Genomic DNA, 16,901 nt, shown 5'->3' with positions numbered 1-16,901 from the left:
GTCCAGACCTGGCGGGCACCGGGGCCGACCACGTCCGCTGAAGAAGTGCGAGCTGGGGGATACGGATCAGAGCCGGCGGTTCGGTAGAAAGGCGGCCGGTGGACGGAGGGTTCGGCGGCGGTCAGGCGGATTCGCTGGAGGACAGCTGTGGCTCGACGTCGGGGGACGCACCTGCCCGAACCCGCGCGACCTCCTCGGCGGTCGGATAGGACCTGGCGCAGCCGGGCCACCGGCACGACAGCGCCCCGGCGACCACGGCCGACTCGAGCGCGTCGGGTGGTGCCGTCCCTGCGAGCCGTCCGGCCAGGTAGGTGCCGGCCAGCGCGTCGCCGGCCCCCGCAGTGTCGACGACCACGACCTGCGGCGCCACGACGCGATGGATCTCACCGTCGGTCAGCACCACCGCCCCGGCCGGGCCGTCGGTCAGCACGATCTCCTGCGGCCCCTCCCCCAGCGCGGACCTGATCCGGTCGGGATGGTCCGTGTCGAGCATCGCGCGAGCGTCCTCGCTGGACAGGATCACGATGTCGGCGGCGCGGGCGAACGCGAGGTTCCGGTCGGTGTCGGGGCGCAGCATCAGGCGGTGGTTGACGCAGAAGGTCACCGTGACGCCACTGTCGCGGGCCAGTTCGGCCGCCCGCTCGGCAGCCAGGGCGGCACTGCTGGAGATCGCCAGCGAGATTCCGCTGACGTGCAGCGCCCCGGCGCCGTCCAGCAGGCGCCCGTCCACGTCCGCCGGGCTGAGCCGCGTCGCCGCCGAGCCGGACCGGTAGTAGCCGAAGGTGTGCCCGCCGTGCCGCACCGCGTTGACGTACATTCCGGTGGGAGCGGACGGATCGACGGCGACCCGGTCGACGTCCAGGTTCGCACGCCGCCAGAAGTCCAGCAGCAGGCGGCCCGGCGTGTCCGCGCCAAGGCGGGTCAGCAGTCTGGCTCGGATGCCCATCCGGGCCGCCATGACGGCCACGTTGGCGACGTCCCCCCCGAAACCCCGGCCGAGGTAGTCGGAGGGAAGGTCGTCACGCACGCCCACCTCCAGCAGCCCCTCCCCCACGGCGACGAGGACGGGCGTCCCTTCGCTGCTCGCGGGGTCGGTGTCGTCTTGGATCACGCCGGCTTCCTCACTCCCGATATCGGTACGGCACAACGGCGGACGGCTCAGAAGATGCTGTCCGGGTTGCTGTACCGGTCCACGTTGTCCTTGGTGACCAGCGGGGCCTCCAAGGGGGTGTCCTTGCTGGGCTCGGCCCCCGCGAGCACCGCCATCATCCGGTCCAGGCCCGCGCGGCCGATCGTGTCGGCGTTGTTGACCGCGGTGGCGGCGTAGTTCGAGCCGCTCGCGATGGCCGCCAACGCCTCCTTCTGACCGTCGGCGGCGACGAGGAACATCTCGCTGGTCCGCCCGGCGTCGCCGATCGCCTTCTGCGCGCCGAGGCACATCGCGTCGTTCTCGCAGAACACCGCGTCGATGTGCTTGTTCTTGGCGAGGAGGTTCTCCATCACCTTCAGGCCGCCGTCGGAGCTCCACCCCCCGAAGTCGGGAGCGGTCACGACCGTGATACCGGGCGACTGCTTGACCACGCCGAGCAGGCCGTTCGTGCGGTCCAGGCCGATGGTGTTGTCAGCCGGGCCGCCCGTGATGACGGCGAGAGTGCCGTTGCCCTTCAGCCGATCGGCGATGTACTGGCCGTCGCCCTGCCCGATCTGGGTGTTGTTGGGACCGATCCAGCTGGTGTACTGACCACCGGCGAACTTGCGGTCCACCAAGATCGACGGGATGTTCTTCTGCTCGATCGCGTTCATCGCGGCGGGCGCGGCGTTCAGCGGCCCGCCGGAGATGATGATCCCGTCCACCTTCTGGGTCAGCAGGTCGTTGACGTTCGTGGTCAGCTTCGCCGCGTCCCCCTGCGCGTCCGTGCTGATCACCTTGACGTTGCTGTAGGTCTTGGCCTCGGTCTCGATGGCCTTGGCCATCGCGATGAAGTACGGCGCCTGGAGGCTGAAGTTCGCGATGCCGATGGTCAGGGTCTTCTTCGCGGCGCCTCCGCCGTTGTCACCTCCGTTGCCATCGGAGCCTCCGCACGCTGCGAGCGACAGTGCGAGCGCGCCCACGAGAGCACATCCGGCAATCTTCTTCATGGTTTTTCCTTCATGGTGGGATGGACGCCTCACGACACGAGGAACGAGGCGACGGGGGGACGAAGACATGGGGGGACGGTGTGGCGGTGCGGCTAGGTGTTCTGCCGTTCACCTCGGCGCACGAGGATCGCGACCGCGATGATGAGCCCCTTCAGTACCTGCTGCCAGTAGCTCTGCACGTCGTAGAGGCTGAGCAGGTTGTCGATGAGCCCGAGCAGGACGACGCCGGCGAGGGTGCCGCCGATGGTGCCGCGCCCGCCCGACAGGCTGGCTCCGCCGATCACGCAGGCGGCGATGGCGTCGAGTTCGAAGCCCTGGCCGACGCTCGGCTGAGCGATGCCGACCCGGGAGGCGAGGATGACGCCCGCGACTCCGGCACACAACCCGGACAGCGCGTACGCGAGCACCAGGTGACGCCGTACCTTGACGCCCGCGAGCCGCACCGCCTCCCGGTTGCCGCCGATGCCGAGCAGCGCCCGGCCCGCCGACGTGCGGTTGATCAGAACCCAGCCCAGCGCGAACATCGCCAGCGTGACGATCGCCGCGATGGGGATGGCGCCCACATTCTGCGAGCCGAGGGTCAGGAAGTCCGGGGTGGTCGGAGTGATCGGGGTCTTGGAGTAGACGTAGGTGAGCCCTCGGAACGTCGTCATGGAGGCGAGGGTCACCACGAACGGAGCCAGTGAGAACCGCGCGACCATGGCGCCGTTGACCGTTCCGCACAGCACACCGACGACGACCGCCGCGAGGATCGCCAGCGGCAGCGGCAGTCCGCTCACCAGGCCGGCCGACATGATGCCGGTGAGCGCCACCACCGATCCGACCGAAAGGTCGATCCCACCGGTGAGGATCACCAGCAGCATGCCGAGGGCCAGCAGCCCGGTGGAGACCATCTGCCGGAGCAGGTTCGTCATGTTCCCCTCGGTGAGGAACGAGTCGTTGGTGACGCCCGCCACCACGACGATCGCGATCGCGGCGCCGATCAGCACCAGGACGGTCGGCGACGGGACGGCCGCGCGCCACCGGTCGGACGCCGGTGCCGTAGCCCTCGCCACCTCACCCGAATCCGTGTCCAGCACCGCCGAAGTCTGCTGCTCCGTCATGCCGCGACCCCCACCGAATGCGCGAGGACCTCGTCCTCGGTCGTGTCCGCCGAGCCGACCTCGGCGACCAGCCGTCCGCCGCGCATCACCAGCACGCGATCGGTGGCACCGAGGACCTCGGTGAGGTCGGAGGAGATCAACAGGATCGCCACCCCCTCCCGGGTCAACTCGTCGATCATGCGGTAGATGTCGACCCGGGTGGCCATGTCGACCCCTCGTGTCGGCTCGTCCAGGATCAGCACCCGCGGCCGTGTCAGGAGCCACTTGGCCAGCACGACCTTCTGCTGGTTGCCGCCGCTGAGATGGCGGACCGGCATCTCCGGACGTGGCGGGTGGATGCCCAGCCGCTCGATCATGTCCTGAACGTTCGCGGCCCGCCGCCTGATGTTCAGCAGTCCAGCGCGTGAGATCCGGGTCATCGTCGCGAACGTCGTGTTGTCGGTGACGTCCATGCCGAGGACGAGCCCGCTGTGCTTGCGGTCCTCGGTGACAAGCGCGATCCCGGCGCCGATGGCGTCGCCGGGCGTGCGGAACCGCGTGACGGCGCCGTCCAGCTCGACGGTTCCGGACGTCGGCCGGTCGGCGCCGAACACGCATCGAGCGACCTCGCTGCGGCCGCTGCCCACCAGCCCGAACATGCCGACGATCTCGCCCGCCGCCAGGTCGAACGACACGTCGTCGAACACCCCGTCCCGGCTCAGGCCCCGCACGCTGAGCAGCGGCTTACCGGGCTCGGGCACCCGGTCCGGGTAGATCTGCTCAAGCCGGCGCCCGGCCATCAACGCGATGATCTCGTCCTCACTGGTGCGGGCCGGGGTGAGCGTGTCCACCACCCGGCCGTCCTTGATGACGGTGATCGAGTCGGAGATCTCCATCACCTCGGCCAGCCGGTGCGAGACGTACAGGATCGCGACCCCACGCTCCCGCAGCCTGCGGATCAGGTCGAAAAGCCGGTCAAGGTCGGTGCCTGCGAGCACGGCGGACGGCTCGTCCAGGACGAGCATCCGGGGCTCGACCGCCAGCGCCTTCGCGATTTCCACCATCTGCTGGCGCGCGACCGACAGCTTGCCGGCACGGACGCGCGGATCGATGTCGGAGAACCCGATCTCCTCCAGCAGTGCCCGCACCCGTGCGTGCGCCGCCGACCAGTCGACCAGTCCGCGTTTGGTGGGCAGCGCCCCCAGCAACACGTTCTCTGTCACCGTCATCTGAGGCACGAGGCTGAGCTCCTGGTAGACGGTCCGGAACCCCAGACTCTGCGCGTCCTCAGGTCCGCGCAGGGTGAGCGGCTCGCCGTCCAGCAGGATCTCCCCGCCGTCCAGCGGCACGGCCCCCGCCAGCACCTTGATCAGAGTCGACTTGCCGGCGCCGTTCGCGCCCGCGATGGCGAGAACCCGCCCGCCCTCGGCGGTCAGGTCGACGCCGTGCAGGACCTCGACGCCGCCGTATCCCTTGCGGACGCCCCGCAACTCCAGCTTCATGCCAGGCCGTCCATGACGATGATGGTCTTCTGCTCGGTCATGTCGAGGAGAGTGTCGTGCAGTCCCTCGCGGGCCCCGCCGGTCAGCTTCACGCCGCCGAACGGAAGGTTCTCCGCGCGCAGTGCCGTGGAGCCGTTGATCACGACGCCCCCGACCTGGAGGCGCCGGGCCACTGAGAAGGCCCGCCCGATGTCCCTGGTGAAGATCGCCGCCTGCAACCCGTAGGCGGACTCGTTGGCCAGCCGCACCGCCTCCATGGCGTCGGCCACCCGCAACAGTGGTGCGACCGGCCCGAAGATCTCCTCGGCCACGGCCTCCGCGCGCGGCGCGACGTCCACCAGCACCGTCGGCGGCACGAACGCCCCGTCCCGGGGACCTCCCACCACGACGCGCGCACCGTCATTTACGGCTGCCCGAATCGCCTGGTCCACGGCGACGGCGGCAGGTTCCGTGATCAGCGGGCCGACGTCGGTGGCCTCGTCCAGTTGGTCCCCCACAACCAGCTTCCTGGCCTGCGCTTCCAGCGCCTCAGTGAACGCGCCATATACACCGTCCTCGACATAGACGCGCTTGACGGCGCAGCAGATCTGTCCGTTGCCGCGCGCCAGCCGCCCGAGCACGACGGCCTCGGCGGCATGTTCCACGTCGGCGTCCGCACACACGATCAGCGCGTCGTTGCCGCCGAGTTCCAGGTGTGTCCGCTTCAGTGTCTCTGCGGCGAGTTCGGCTATGGCCTTACCTGCGGCTGTGCTGCCGGTAAGACTGACCATCTGCACGCCGTCGGCGGACGCGAGGAACCGCGCCAGCTCCGGCCCGCCGGGGATGATCTGGTGCGCCGCCTCAGGGAACCCGGCCGCCTCGATGATCCGGCCGATCTCCATCAACGTGAGCGGACACTTCTCCGGCGGCTTGACGATCACCGCGTTGCCCGCCGCCAATGCCGCCGCGGCTTTGTGCGCCCACAGCTCGACCGGATAGTTGAACGGGACGATGGCCGCGACCACCCCGATCGGCTCCCGGACCGTTACCGCCAGGTGGTTCTCAAGGCCGGGGACGGCGTCCAGCGGGATCTGCCGGCCAAAGATCCTCGTCGCCTCCCCAGCGAACCCGCGGAAGATCCGGACCGCGGCCGCGATCTCCTCGCGGGTCTGCCGGATCGGCTTCCCGTTCTCGGCGGCCAGATCCCGGGCCAGTTCCTCGGCCCGCGCCTCGATCCCGTCTGCGACCTTGGCCAGCAGCCGTGCCCGCTCGTGCGAGGCGGTCGCGGCCATCGCGGTCCTGGCGTCCTGGGCCGTCCGGACCGCCGCGCGCGCCTCGTCCTCGGTCGCGACCGGCATCTCGCCCAGCACGGCGCCGGTCCCAGGGTTGTGAACGGGTAGAGCTCGTCCGTCGGTCAACGGATTTATCAACGTATAGCTCCTTGCCGGTCGTTCCACTATGTAGAATCACACTTCGTATTGTGGAATCGTCAGCACATTAAAACGGAAGGAAAGGGGCTGTCAATGGGTTACGAACCAGCCGAAAACGTGCGTCACGGCGGCCGGGCTTCATCGGCTGGCAACGCGGTGACCAAGACGCTCAACGTGCTGGAGGCCGCCGTCGCAGGACAGGGACCACGCCGGCTCGCCGACATCTCCGTCGAATCAGGCGTTCCGAAAGCGAGCGTGCATCGCATCCTCGCGACACTCGCCGAGCTTGGCTTCATCACCAGCGAGGGTGGCGGCAGCTACCGCGCGGGCCCCCGCATGCTCGCCCTCGCCGAGGAGGTCAAGGCCGCCAGCGCAACCGGCATCGGCGACGTCCTCACCCGGCTGTCCCGGGATGTACGCCAGACCGTCCACTTCGCGCTGCACAGCGGCGACCACGCCGTCTACGTCCACAAAGTCGAGGCCGACCAGCCGTACCGGATGGCCTCCCGCGTCGGCATGCGCCTGCCTCTGCACTGCACGGCCATCGGGAAATGCATCCTGGCGCACCTGCCGGAGCACGAGCTGCTGTCCATCGTCGCCAGCGCGGGAATGCCCGCGAAGACGTCCGAGACGATCACTGACCTCAAACGGCTGTCCGCAGAGCTGGCGCAAATCCGCGAGCAGGGCTATTCCATCGACAACGAGGAGAACGAGAAGACCATACGGTGCATCGGTGCTCCTGTCTTCGACCGGACCGGTACCGTCGTCGGCGGCGTCAGCATCTCGACGGTCGCCTTTCTCCTGCCCCGCGAGGAGTTGCTCACCTTCGCCCCTGTCCTGCAAACGGCTGTCGCCTCACTCACAAGCCTTCTCTAATTGCAGCGCATTTGGGGCAGGCGCCGGCTACCGAAGCGGCCGTGAAGGCCCAACGGTCGCGCCGCGTCATTGGCGAGCATGGAACTTCACGTACCGCAGCACGGGTCAGGAGCCTTCTTGCGCAGCTCACGCCGAACGTCTTTCGTGCGGCTGCCAGCAGCGCAGAAGGTGCAGCCGCCTCCGTTGACAGCCGGCGGACTGTGTCTTTCTCAGCTCGTCATCGCTTACCGGTGTGAGTCCGGTCCGAGCCACTGCCAGGATGCCCGACAGCAGAAGCCGGCAGTCTCGTATGAAAACTCCATGATGCAAGATGCGGTTGGACCAAACGCGGGGTTCAGGGAGCATGCCGCAATTCGACTCGGCACCTCGACCTCTGATGCTCGAAACAGATGAAGCCCTATGGCAATGATCCAGGGCTGAAGCAGCTTGTGGCCCACCATCGAATTCCTCGTGGCCACGAAATGATGTTCACCGGATTTCGTGGAGTTGCTTTGGTTGACCGGCGGGCCTCTCTCAGGAGAAGCCGGCATGCCCAGGAGCCATCCCCCGAGTTCCGGCATAAGGTTCTGGACTGCTGAAGTTCCCGGGGTGGCTCACCAGGCACCGCGCAAGGAAGGCCGGGTGAACACCTTCCGTAGAACTACCCGTGGATGCCGCGGACGAAGTCCGCCACCGCGGCGCCGATCAGATCCGGGCTGTCCTCCTGGACGAAGTGCCTGCCCGGCACCGTCGCCTCGGTCTGGTTAGGCCAGGTGCGGCAGAAATCACGCGGGCCGCGGATGAGGAGGTGGCCGGGGTCGGCGTTGACGAACAGTTTGGGCACCGTGCACGTGGCCAGCCATCGGCCGTACTCCTCGACGATCCGCACCACCTCGACGGGTTCGCCTTCGATCGGGAGCTGGCGCGGCCAGCTCAACGTGGGGCGACGGCTCTCGCCCGGGGTGAGATACGGCGCGCGGTAGGCCGCCATCTCCTCCTCGCTCAGGTCCCGGAGGATCCCCGCAGGCAGCACCTCCTCGACGAACGCGTTGTGGGTGAGCACCATCGCTTCACCGGCGGGGGAACGGAGAGCCTGGAAGGTCCGCCTTGAGCTGTCCCGCCGGTCGTTCCAGGTCGCGGGGGCCACGATGGCTTCCATGTAGGCGATGCCGGCGACCCGGTCCTGGTTGTGGAACGCCCAGTCGAAGCCGAGTGCCGAACCCCAGTCGTGCAGGACGAGCACGACGCCGTCGCCGAGATCGAGGTGATTCCAGAGGGCGAACAGGTGGTCCCGCTGCTCCTGGTAGGAGTAGCGGTCCGGACCGGAGTCCGGCAGTTTGCCGGAATCGCCCATCCCGACGAGGTCGCAGGCGATCAGCCGGCCCAGCCCTTCGAGGTGCGGCATGACGTTGCGCCACAGGTAGGCCGAGGTCGGGTTGCCGTGCTGGAACACGATCGCACGGCCCTCTCCCTCGTCGAGATAGGCCATCCGGACCCCGTTGATCTCGGCGAACTTCTTCTCGGCGTAGGGACGGGTGTTCATCCTCGGCCTCCCTCGGGACGGATGCGGCCAGTCGGCGAACTCAACGGTGATGTCGGAGAAGCCGACCCTGCGCTTCAGGGCTCGTGAGCGCTCGCCCCTCACGTCCCCGCGGCCAGGTCGCGATCCACGATCACCGCGATCTTGCCCAGCGCTCCGCCGCCCTCCTTCAGCGACCGCAGTCCGGCGCTGATCGCCTCGACGGTGCTGTCGACGGTCTGGCTGACGTGCGGGACCACGAGACCCTTCGTCGCCCACTCCATCGCCAGGTCCATCCCGCGCTGGAGGAAGCCACGCGCCTCGCCGTCGAGCATGGCGGGTTCGGAGAAGTAGCGCAGCAGGTTGACGTTGACATGCCTGGCTCCGCGCCCGGCCAGGATGGCGTCCACCGGGCTGTGCGTCTCGGCCAGGCGGGTCGTCCTGCCGGGGCCGACACCGAGCACGATCCAGCTGCCACCCCGCCGGACGGTCTTCGCGGTCGCGGCGAAGCTCTGCTCGTTGTAGGTGGCGTCGAAGACCAGGTCGACTCCCCGGCCGTGCGTCAACTCCGCGATCTCGGCCGCGATGTCGTCACGCCTGTAGTCGAAGACGAAGTGCGCGCCGGACTGCCGGGCCAGCGTGATCGACTGCGGCCTGCCCCCACTGCTGATCACCGTCCCGGCGTCCAGGGCACGTGCCGCCATCTGCACGGCCAGATGACCGACACCGCCCCCGCCGCCCGGTACGTAGACCGTGGCACCGGCCTGGACGGCCCCGTAGAGACCCGCGAAAGCCGAGAGGAAGCACATGGGAAGCGCCGCCGCGTCACGGAAGCTCACGGACGGCGGCTTGCGGACGGTGAGAAACCGCGGTGCGACGGCGTAGGAGCCGCCGTCGCCACCCGTCGCGGCCCAGCCCCCGTCACCGTTCAGGCCGGCCATGGCGGCCACCTCGTCACCGACGGCCATGCCCTCCACGTCACGGCCCAGGCCGGCCACCACGCCGGCGAGGTCGAAACCGAGCACGACGGGAGGCGTCCGTCCCATGAAGTTGAGGTCGGCCAGCTTGTACTCCAGCGGGTTGAGCGACGAAGCGGCGACGCGGATCAGCACCTCGTCGGCCGCCGGCCGCGGGACGGGAACGCGTACCGCCTCAAGTGGCAGCCCGGCGCGGTCCCTCGTGTAACCGACACCGAGAAACGTCTGGTTCATGTCCGCCACCCATCTCTACCTCGTACGGGCGCCCGCCGGGACGAGCCGTTCCGGCACGGGCACGCCGAGGTAGTCGAGGAGAGCGGCGACCTTCCGGTCGAGTTCGACACCGACGGCCGCTATCTCGGGATCGCCGAAGGAGGCGAACTGCGCGCTCGGCTGGTCGAAGGCGAAGCGCGTCACCCCACGGGCGTCCTCGTAGATCGTGGTGCGCAGAGGCGCGTAGAGCAGGACACCGGGATCGTGGTGGAACATCCGCTGGGCGATGGTGTGGTTGCCCATCAGGTACTGTACGCTGTGCCACCGGTCACCGGAGCCTTGCATGATCGCCGTGTTGTCCAGGCTCCAGAAGATCATGAAGCCGTGAGGCGCGTTTTCCCCTGCGGCTCGCAGGACGGCGTCCCAGTCGGAACCGGAATGACGCAGGCGTTCGTACTCCGCCATGTCGAGCGGCGGCACCGCCCGCTCGTACCTCTCCCGGAAGGCCACGAACGGCATGCCCGTGTCCACGGTCAGCCGGTGGACCTCACGCGCGACGTCCTCGACGTGGGTCTTGATAGCCGTCATGGTGATCCCCCTTCACCAGTGCGGCCGGTCCGGCATCCCGCTCCGTGGGCGGGACCGGGACATGGGCGTCGCCGTACTGTAGGGCGCCGTTCTCGGCATCTGCCGCAGGACAGCTCCGCCAGACCAGCCTGACTTTCAAAACGAAAGCTATGCCTACCCGCGACGTTACGTCTTCAGCTTGTCAGATGCAAGCCAGGGTGCGGGAGCGCCCGGCTAGACTTGCTAAATGCAAGCCAGTCGAGAGGAGGCTGATGTGACAACAGCGCCACAGGTGTCCGTTCCCTGCCCGATCGGCCGCGCCGCCGGCCTGCTGGGCGAGCGGTGGACGCTGCTCATCCTGCGTAACGCCAACCTGGGCACCACCCGCTTCGACGCCTTCCGCGCGGAGCTCGGCATCGCCGACAACATCCTGTCCAACAGGCTCGCCCGGCTGGTCGAGGCCGGCGTGCTCGTGCGGGTGCCGTACCACGACGGGGGGCGCGCCCGGCAGGAGTACCGGCTCACGACCGCGGGGGCCGAGGTGCTGCCGGTGCTGCACGCTCTGGCCGTCTGGGGCGAGGAACACACCAAGCCGGCCGAGCCGACCGGCTCGATGCAGGTGATCCACCAGCGGTGCGGCCAGGTCACGACCCCGGGCAAAGTGTGTGACGGCTGCGGCGAGCTCGTCCGGCGCGAGGAGGAGGCGTGGGTACGGCCCTGGCTCTCCCCCGACCCGATCATCCTGGCCAGCCCGGCCACCGCCGGCACCTGACCCCCGGGCGCCCGCCGGACCAGCGGCGGCTCCGTGTCATGGACGTGCCGCCGTGCTGAACGCGCACGTGATCGCCACCATGCTGGGGGTGCGACCGCGTTGTTGATGACGGAGACGTGGGTGTGAGCCTGGGGGAAATTGCCGATTTGCGTCTATGGTCGACGTCGTACTCCTCCGAGAAAAAGCCGATCTAGGCGACGGCGACGTTCCGGCCACTCACGGCGCGGACTGGCCGACTTTCCCTTACTGAAGCAGATGCGCACCGTCACGGCGTCGACCACGTCGAACTGGGGGTCGGCGCTGTGAGCTCAGTTCCCCTCGAGATTACGATCACCCTGCATGATTCAGCCTAATTGCAGCTCGGCATGAGGGGTTCGTCGGATCCGGTATATACAAGTACGTCCGGCACGAAGCCCTGCTCTACCCTGTTCCAAAGCGTGCTCTGCTTTCGGCCATCTGAGACGAGCTCGCCTCGCGCCGTACAAATAATTCTTACGTATGTACCGTTCGGCAACTGGGCCACAATCCGAGTCGTACGCCATGGCGCTTCGTAAATGTTGGCCCCGACGAATCCAGGTGGCGCTTGGATAGTCCCCCCTGGCAACACCGGTGAGTCGACTGTCGGTCGGGTCGGTGGGGGTGTCGGTTCCGGTGGGGGTAGGGACTCCGGTTCCGATGGAGTGGTTTCCGTTTCGGTGTGGTTAGGGGTTTCTGTTTCTGTGTATGTGGCGGTGACCGTTTCGGTGGGGGTATCGGTAGGGGTATCCGTTTCGGTAGGGGTGTAGGTGGGGGTGTCGATTTCGGTCGGGTCGGAAGTCGACATAGCCGAAATGATTACGGTCGGGACAGGAGGTTCAGATGCTCCCGAATTAGTGACCATTGCCCCAATGACGGCGGCTATGACTGTTGCCAGCCCACCCGTCACCCAGTAGAAGGCGACGCTACGCCTGACCGGACCGGAACTCATACTTCATCCCCAAGCACATGTGTCCGGCCCCCCGGGCGCGGTCTTTGATTGAGTCACTAAACGCCTGAAATTTGCCTCAGGATAGCGAATCGAACCGTTCCAAACCAGGCGGAATTCAATCATGACGCCGGTCCTGGTGATCACTTCAGGCTAGATATTCGCTGTGCCTGGGTGACGCGTGTTCGTAGGATCCGTGCATGATGGACGAGGATGAGCGGGCAGTGCAAGCGGCCATCGATGGTGAGTTGCGGCTTCTCGATCCTGAGGTGCGTGCTTCTCCGGCCCTTGTTCGGGAGCTTCTGGATCCGGAGTTCACCGAGATCGGAGCCTCTGGACGCTGGTGGGACGCGGAATCGATTCTCACAGTGATGGCGGGATCGGTGACTTCGGAGTCGCCGGTCAAGGTCAGCAAGATGTCTGGAGTCGTGCTGGCTCGGGGGGTTGTTCACCTGACGTACTTTGCTGACAATCAGGGGCGCCGGGCATGGCGGAGCTCCCTGTGGCGCCTGACGGAGACCGGCTGGCGCGTCTACTTTCATCAGGGCACTTTGGCTGCACGCATTGGGCAGTAATGCCCTCAGACCAGGAGACCTAGAGTTTCGGGCGCTTTCCCGGCCGTCAGATGCCGGTCAGGGTCGGTCCCTCCTGCGTGAACTGGCTGATCACGTCGGCGAGGGGCTGTCAGCTCTGGTCGTCGTCCGTCATCGTTGGTCGCCTTCGGACGGCCCACAGACGGCCCCTGAATAGTCACTCAGTCCGCAGTGAGTTACGGGCTGCGGCAAGCCGCATGTCCGCTCGAATCACCGCCGGCTAGCGGTGAGCACGCGTAGCTTGGCCAAGCAATCGTCAGTGGGACCGCGTGGCACAGCCTCAGCAACGAGGATGCGCAGGCCGGGAGCGCTCTCGATACGCAACGTCTCAAGTGAAAAGGTCATCTCGCCGACTTCGCTGTGGTGCAAGCGGATGAGTCCCTGGTTCCTGCCACGTACATCGTGTCGAGCCCAGAGCCGGCGAAAGTCCTCACTTTCACGTGACAGCTCGTCAACCAGCTCGAGCAAATATGGGTCGTCGGGGTCTGTTCCCGCCGCGGCACGCAGGTGAGCGACATTCTCAGCCGCTTCCTCTTCCCAGTTCAACCACCACTCTCGTGCCGCCGGGTTGAGAAAGGCCAACCTGATCAGGTTGTCGGTGTACTCCACCCCCTCGAAGAGCGCGGCGGCCACCCGATTCTTGGCCAGAATGTCCAGCCGACGGTTCACCACGAAAACTGACGCGTCATCCCATTTCTCGATGAACCGCAACACACACAGACTGACCTGATCCACGCAGGGAACGGCCCTTTCAACGCACGCTCGCGGGCGTGCCAGCTTGTACAGGTACTCGGTGGCATCGGGGCCGAGTTCGAAAGCCCTCGCCAAGGCGGCGAGCACTTGATCCGACGGGTTGTCATCCCGCCCCTGCTCCAGTCGCGCGTAGTAGTCGGCGCTCAGGCCGGCCATCATCGCGATCTCCTCGCGGCGCAACCCCGGAGTCCGGCGACGCCCGCCTGCGTGCATCAGCCCCACCTGATCAACGGTCATGAGCTGGCGCCGAGCGCGCAGGAACTCCCCAAGAAGAGTGCTCATGCCAGGCACGATAAAAAATCACAGGTCAACAACATGCAAAGTGACCAACTGGATCACACCCCTACCGCCGTGCGAGACAGCACCTCCTCGACCTCGTGCCCGGCCTGGTCGGTAGGGCCGGGCGCCTGCGAAGGCGCCCGGCCTGTCACATCAACCGGTCGGTGTCATCCGACTCGCTTCCAGGGGCCGTTGGGGTCGCCGGGCGCCTGGTTACGAGTCCACCATTGGGCCTGGTAGACGACGCCCTGATAGTCCGCCTTGTCACCCGCGACGAAGATCCGTGACGGAGTCCACACCGGGTTGCCGTCCGCCGTGACCACGATCTGTTCCCACGGCCCGTTCGGGTCGCCGGGGGTCTGATTCTGCGTCCACCAAAGGGCGCGCCAGACCGAGCCACGGTAGGACGCCTGGTCGCCGGTGTTGTACACCTTGCCGGCGGTCCAAGCCGGTGGGTTGTCGATCACGATGGAGACGGTCTGCTCGGTGGTCAGCCCGTTCGTGCCGACTGCGTCGATCTTGAGCTGGTAGGTGCCGTTGGGGTAAGCGGTGGTGTCGACGACGAGGTTGGGGTGGAGGCCGTCGTTGTGGCTGCCCGGTGCCTTGGTGTTGTCGGTCAGCCAGACACCGCCGTGGTTGAGTTCGATGTAGGTGTAGGACACGTCGGATGCCGTACCGCCGAGATCGGCGGAGAAGGTCTGCGTACCGGAGACGGCGGCGCCGGCCGCGACCGAGACTCTGTTGATCGTCGGGTAGGCGGTGAGGGTCCAGAAATGGTCCGAGACGGCGGCGTCGCTTGTTGCGGGCGCCGGGCTGGCGACGACAGTGGCGTTGCGTCCGTTGCCTGACGAGTCCGCGACGGCCGTCCCAGCGGTTTCGTCGAACGTGTAATGCAGAACGTCGCCCGCGCCGGCCTGCCCGGTCGCGAGGGCGGACACCTCGGACGCGGTCAGCGCCCGGCCGTACACGTTGAAGTCGTCGACCGCTGCGGCCAGGTACGGGTCGCCCGAGTACTGCGAGCGGCCGATCCAGTTCTGGGTGGTGTTGCCGAGGTTGGACGGGTGCAGAGTGAGGTTGGTGTTGGTACCTGCGACCTGGCCGTTGACGTAGAGGGTGCCGGTGGTGCCGGACACGGTCACCGTCACCAGTGACCAGGTGTTGAGCGGGAGCGACGTGGTGGAGCTGATCTGCTGCTCCCCTCCGGCGCCGCTGGTCGTGATGGCGAATCTGAGCCCTGTGTTCTTGTTGAGCGTCAGGAACATGTAGTTCGACGCGCCGGTGCCGAAGTCGAACACGCGCGACCACGTCGAGTTCTTGGTCGGGTCGACCCATGTCGAGACCGTGAAGTCGCCAGTGACACCGCTCACCGCGCCCCGCGGGACGTTGACGTACTGGTTGGATCCCGACAGCGCGACGGCGTTGCCGAGCTTGCCGGCAACCCGGGTGCCACCGGTACCGGATGAGGTGACGGTGGTGTCGCTCCACTGCACTACCTGGGCGCCCGGGGTCTTACTCATGCCGTCGACAGCGAGCGCGAGACCGCTGTCGTAGCTCACGAGCTTGTTGTGACCCTTCCCGTCAGGGATGACCTGCCAGAGCTGGGTGTTGCCGCCGGTGTCGGTCTCCACCACAGCGGACGCCCCGTTGCCACTCGAGGCATCCTTCACCCCGAGCACCAGGCCGCTTGCCGTGTTGACCACCTTGTACAAGCCGGGGCCGGCGGAGACCAGCTTCCATTTCTGGGTGGGACCGCCCGCGACGCCGGCCTGATTGACGGACGTCCCTGCCGATGTCCCCGCGTCCTTGGTGTCGAGTGCGAGACCGCTGTTGAGGTTGGTGATCCGGTACGTGTTCTCGAGGTCGGTCGCAGTACCGGCGCCGCTGATCACCAGGTGGTAACCGTTGGCGGAGTTCATCGCCACCGGCACGGTGATGGAGCCGTCGGCGACCTGGTAGACGGTGTCGGAGATGGTGATCGGACCGGCGACCGGGTTGGTGCGCCCGTACGACGGGGTGTACTCGAGCTTGGCGTGGACAGTGGCGCCGAGGCTGAGCTTGTCGAGGCCCTTGACCTGGACGGCGGTCGCGCCGCTGCCTCCACCGAACAGAACGCTGACCTGCTTCTTGTCGCCGGTCACCGCGGCGGCGCCGTCGAGGCCCGACGTCGCGTTGGGCGGCGTGGTATCGACCATGTCCCCGCTCATGTCGGCGTACCACTTGTAGAGCCAGTAGGCGCCGTTCGGGCTCCCGCCGGTGCCCGTCAGCAGGTCGCCGAGCGCGCCGTACCCATTCCAGAACGCCAGCTCGGCGTCGTGGATGCCGTACCGCTCGAACTTCGCGATGTATCCCACCAGGGGGCCCGGGATGCCGACCTCGGACGGCGCCGCGTACTCCTCGATCGAGATCGGGCGCGGGCTGATGCCCAGGTCCTCCATGATGGAGGTGACCTTGGCGAGGTCGCCCACGATCTTCCCCGAGTTGATCAGCTCGTGCCAGGAGATGATGTCGGGGACCGTGTCGGTCGCGACCGCGTTCTCCAGGAAGTTCTGCATGTCGCCGATGTTGTCGGAGAAGCTCGGCCCCTGGATCGGCGTGGTCGGGTCCAGTGACCGCACCTGGCGGAAGGTCTTCGTCCAGAAGTCCTCGTAGGTGCCGTTGGAGGCGAGCCAGGTGTTGTCCGACTCGTTCCACAGTTCGTAGGCGGCCATGTTCGTCGCGCCGGACGCCTGGACGGCCTTGACCTGCTGCTCCACGACGGTCGGCCACGTGGCCCAGCTGAACTGGTACGGCCAGCCCGCATAGTAGTCCGAGAGGCGGTTGACGACCTTCGCGCCCGCCCTGGCCGCCTTGTCGGCGACCACCAGCACGTCGCCCTTCGCCTGCTGCCTGCCGCCCACGGCCATCTGGACGAACGTGTTCGGCTTGATTGCCTTGACCAGGTCGTCCGAAGGCGTCGCGTCGTCGGCGAGGCCGTACAGGGACCCGGTCGCGACGTGAGTGACCGGGCGGAAAGGCTTGTCGGCGTTCACCACAAGCGTGGATGCGGGCGCGGCGGCGGCGCTCGCGGCCGGAGCCGAGAGCACGGTTCCCGCGGCCGCGATCGTGAGCGAGGCCACCAGTGCCGCTAATCGAGGCATACCTCGGAACCCGTTCAAGCTGGGCCGAGGGTCCGATGCCCTCCCCGGGGGTGGTGCTGTTCGAGACATGCGTGATACTCCTTTGCGTTCCGTGAACGAGGGGGCGTTCACATTCCCGAGTTGCGCGCCTCCTCAGAGGG

The 16,901-nt window shown here is 67.3% G+C and carries 13 protein-coding genes; 3 read left to right on the top strand and 10 right to left on the bottom strand.

Going from position 1 to position 16,901, the window contains the following annotated elements:
- Positions 1 to 121 precede the first annotated feature (121 nt).
- From Pka01_RS32270 to Pka01_RS32250, 5 genes are all read right to left on the bottom strand, one after another.
- Positions 122 to 1,111, bottom strand: coding sequence for a sugar kinase (locus Pka01_RS32270; RefSeq protein WP_203886737.1), 990 nt, complete (start codon positions 1,109 to 1,111; stop codon positions 122 to 124).
- A 47-nt stretch (positions 1,112 to 1,158) separates the two neighbouring features.
- Positions 1,159 to 2,139: a substrate-binding domain-containing protein gene (locus tag Pka01_RS32265; RefSeq protein WP_203886736.1), complete on the bottom strand. Its 981-nt coding sequence runs from the start codon at positions 2,137 to 2,139 to the stop codon at positions 1,159 to 1,161.
- 92 nt (positions 2,140 to 2,231) lie between these two features.
- Positions 2,232 to 3,242 carry an ABC transporter permease gene (locus Pka01_RS32260; protein ID WP_203886735.1) on the bottom strand — a complete coding sequence of 337 codons (1,011 nt, stop codon included), beginning with the start codon at positions 3,240 to 3,242 and terminating at the stop codon, positions 2,232 to 2,234.
- A complete protein-coding gene (locus Pka01_RS32255; protein WP_203886734.1) occupies positions 3,239 to 4,723 on the bottom strand; it encodes a sugar ABC transporter ATP-binding protein in 1,485 nt (494 codons plus the stop codon). Before Pka01_RS32255 ends, Pka01_RS32260 begins: the two co-directional genes overlap by 4 nt.
- Positions 4,720 to 6,120: an aldehyde dehydrogenase family protein gene (locus Pka01_RS32250; protein WP_203886733.1), complete on the bottom strand. Its 1,401-nt coding sequence runs from the start codon at positions 6,118 to 6,120 to the stop codon at positions 4,720 to 4,722. Before Pka01_RS32250 ends, Pka01_RS32255 begins: the two co-directional genes overlap by 4 nt.
- Positions 6,121 to 6,180: 60 nt before the next feature.
- Between Pka01_RS32250 and Pka01_RS32245 the strand changes: the two genes are divergently transcribed.
- Positions 6,181 to 7,008, top strand: coding sequence for an IclR family transcriptional regulator (locus Pka01_RS32245; RefSeq protein WP_203886732.1), 828 nt, complete (start codon positions 6,181 to 6,183; stop codon positions 7,006 to 7,008).
- Positions 7,009 to 7,648: 640 nt separating this feature from the next.
- On the opposite strand, the gene Pka01_RS32240 is transcribed toward Pka01_RS32245, so the two are convergent.
- From Pka01_RS32240 to Pka01_RS32230, 3 genes are all read right to left on the bottom strand, one after another.
- Positions 7,649 to 8,530, bottom strand: a complete 882-nt coding sequence (locus Pka01_RS32240) for a haloalkane dehalogenase (protein ID WP_203886731.1) — start codon at positions 8,528 to 8,530, stop codon at positions 7,649 to 7,651.
- 98 nt (positions 8,531 to 8,628) lie between these two features.
- The gene (locus tag Pka01_RS32235) at positions 8,629 to 9,717 is read right to left on the bottom strand and encodes a quinone oxidoreductase family protein (RefSeq protein ID WP_203886730.1); all 1,089 of its coding nucleotides are present in this window, start codon (positions 9,715 to 9,717) and stop codon (positions 8,629 to 8,631) included.
- A 15-nt stretch (positions 9,718 to 9,732) separates the two neighbouring features.
- Positions 9,733 to 10,284 (bottom strand): DUF302 domain-containing protein, encoded by a 552-nt coding sequence (locus tag Pka01_RS32230; protein WP_203886729.1) that lies wholly within the window; start codon positions 10,282 to 10,284, stop codon positions 9,733 to 9,735.
- 253 nt (positions 10,285 to 10,537) lie between these two features.
- On the opposite strand from Pka01_RS32230, the gene Pka01_RS32225 reads away from it, so the two are divergent.
- Positions 10,538 to 11,035 carry a winged helix-turn-helix transcriptional regulator gene (locus tag Pka01_RS32225; protein ID WP_203886728.1) on the top strand — a complete coding sequence of 166 codons (498 nt, stop codon included), beginning with the start codon at positions 10,538 to 10,540 and terminating at the stop codon, positions 11,033 to 11,035.
- A gap of 1,164 nt (positions 11,036 to 12,199) precedes the next feature.
- Positions 12,200 to 12,574, top strand: a complete 375-nt coding sequence (locus tag Pka01_RS32220) for a nuclear transport factor 2 family protein (protein WP_239115670.1) — start codon at positions 12,200 to 12,202, stop codon at positions 12,572 to 12,574.
- A gap of 228 nt (positions 12,575 to 12,802) precedes the next feature.
- On the opposite strand, the gene Pka01_RS32215 is transcribed toward Pka01_RS32220, so the two are convergent.
- Together Pka01_RS32215 and Pka01_RS32210 are read right to left on the bottom strand one after the other, a co-directional pair.
- The gene (locus Pka01_RS32215; protein ID WP_203886727.1) at positions 12,803 to 13,627 is read right to left on the bottom strand and encodes a helix-turn-helix domain-containing protein; all 825 of its coding nucleotides are present in this window, start codon (positions 13,625 to 13,627) and stop codon (positions 12,803 to 12,805) included.
- A 164-nt stretch (positions 13,628 to 13,791) separates the two neighbouring features.
- Positions 13,792 to 16,761 (bottom strand): LamG-like jellyroll fold domain-containing protein, encoded by a 2,970-nt coding sequence (locus Pka01_RS32210; protein WP_203886726.1) that lies wholly within the window; start codon positions 16,759 to 16,761, stop codon positions 13,792 to 13,794.
- Positions 16,762 to 16,901: the final 140 nt, after the last annotated feature.

Origin of the sequence: Planotetraspora kaengkrachanensis (assembly GCF_016862895.1) — a bacterium.
Taxonomy (GTDB): Bacteria; Actinomycetota; Actinomycetes; order Streptosporangiales; family Streptosporangiaceae; genus Planotetraspora; species Planotetraspora kaengkrachanensis.
This window is presented reverse-complemented; position numbering and strand designations above follow the sequence as displayed.

Bases quoted from the DNA above. Each gene is read 5' to 3' on its own strand.
- Pka01_RS32260 (WP_203886735.1), bottom strand. From the start codon at position 3,242: ATGACGGAGCAGCAGACTTCGGCGGTGCTGGACACGGATTCGGGTGAG.
- Pka01_RS32215 (WP_203886727.1), bottom strand. From the start codon at position 13,627: ATGAGCACTCTTCTTGGGGAGTTCCTGCGCGCTCGGCGCCAGCTCATG.
- Pka01_RS32210 (WP_203886726.1), bottom strand. From the start codon at position 16,761: ATGCCTCGATTAGCGGCACTGGTGGCCTCGCTCACGATCGCGGCCGCG.
- Pka01_RS32235 (WP_203886730.1), bottom strand. From the start codon at position 9,717: ATGAACCAGACGTTTCTCGGTGTCGGTTACACGAGGGACCGCGCCGGG.
- Pka01_RS32230 (WP_203886729.1), bottom strand. From the start codon at position 10,284: ATGACGGCTATCAAGACCCACGTCGAGGACGTCGCGCGTGAGGTCCAC.
- Pka01_RS32240 (WP_203886731.1), bottom strand. From the start codon at position 8,530: ATGAACACCCGTCCCTACGCCGAGAAGAAGTTCGCCGAGATCAACGGG.
- Pka01_RS32220 (WP_239115670.1), top strand. From the start codon at position 12,200: ATGATGGACGAGGATGAGCGGGCAGTGCAAGCGGCCATCGATGGTGAG.
- Pka01_RS32265 (WP_203886736.1), bottom strand. From the start codon at position 2,139: ATGAAGAAGATTGCCGGATGTGCTCTCGTGGGCGCGCTCGCACTGTCG.
- Pka01_RS32255 (WP_203886734.1), bottom strand. From the start codon at position 4,723: ATGAAGCTGGAGTTGCGGGGCGTCCGCAAGGGATACGGCGGCGTCGAG.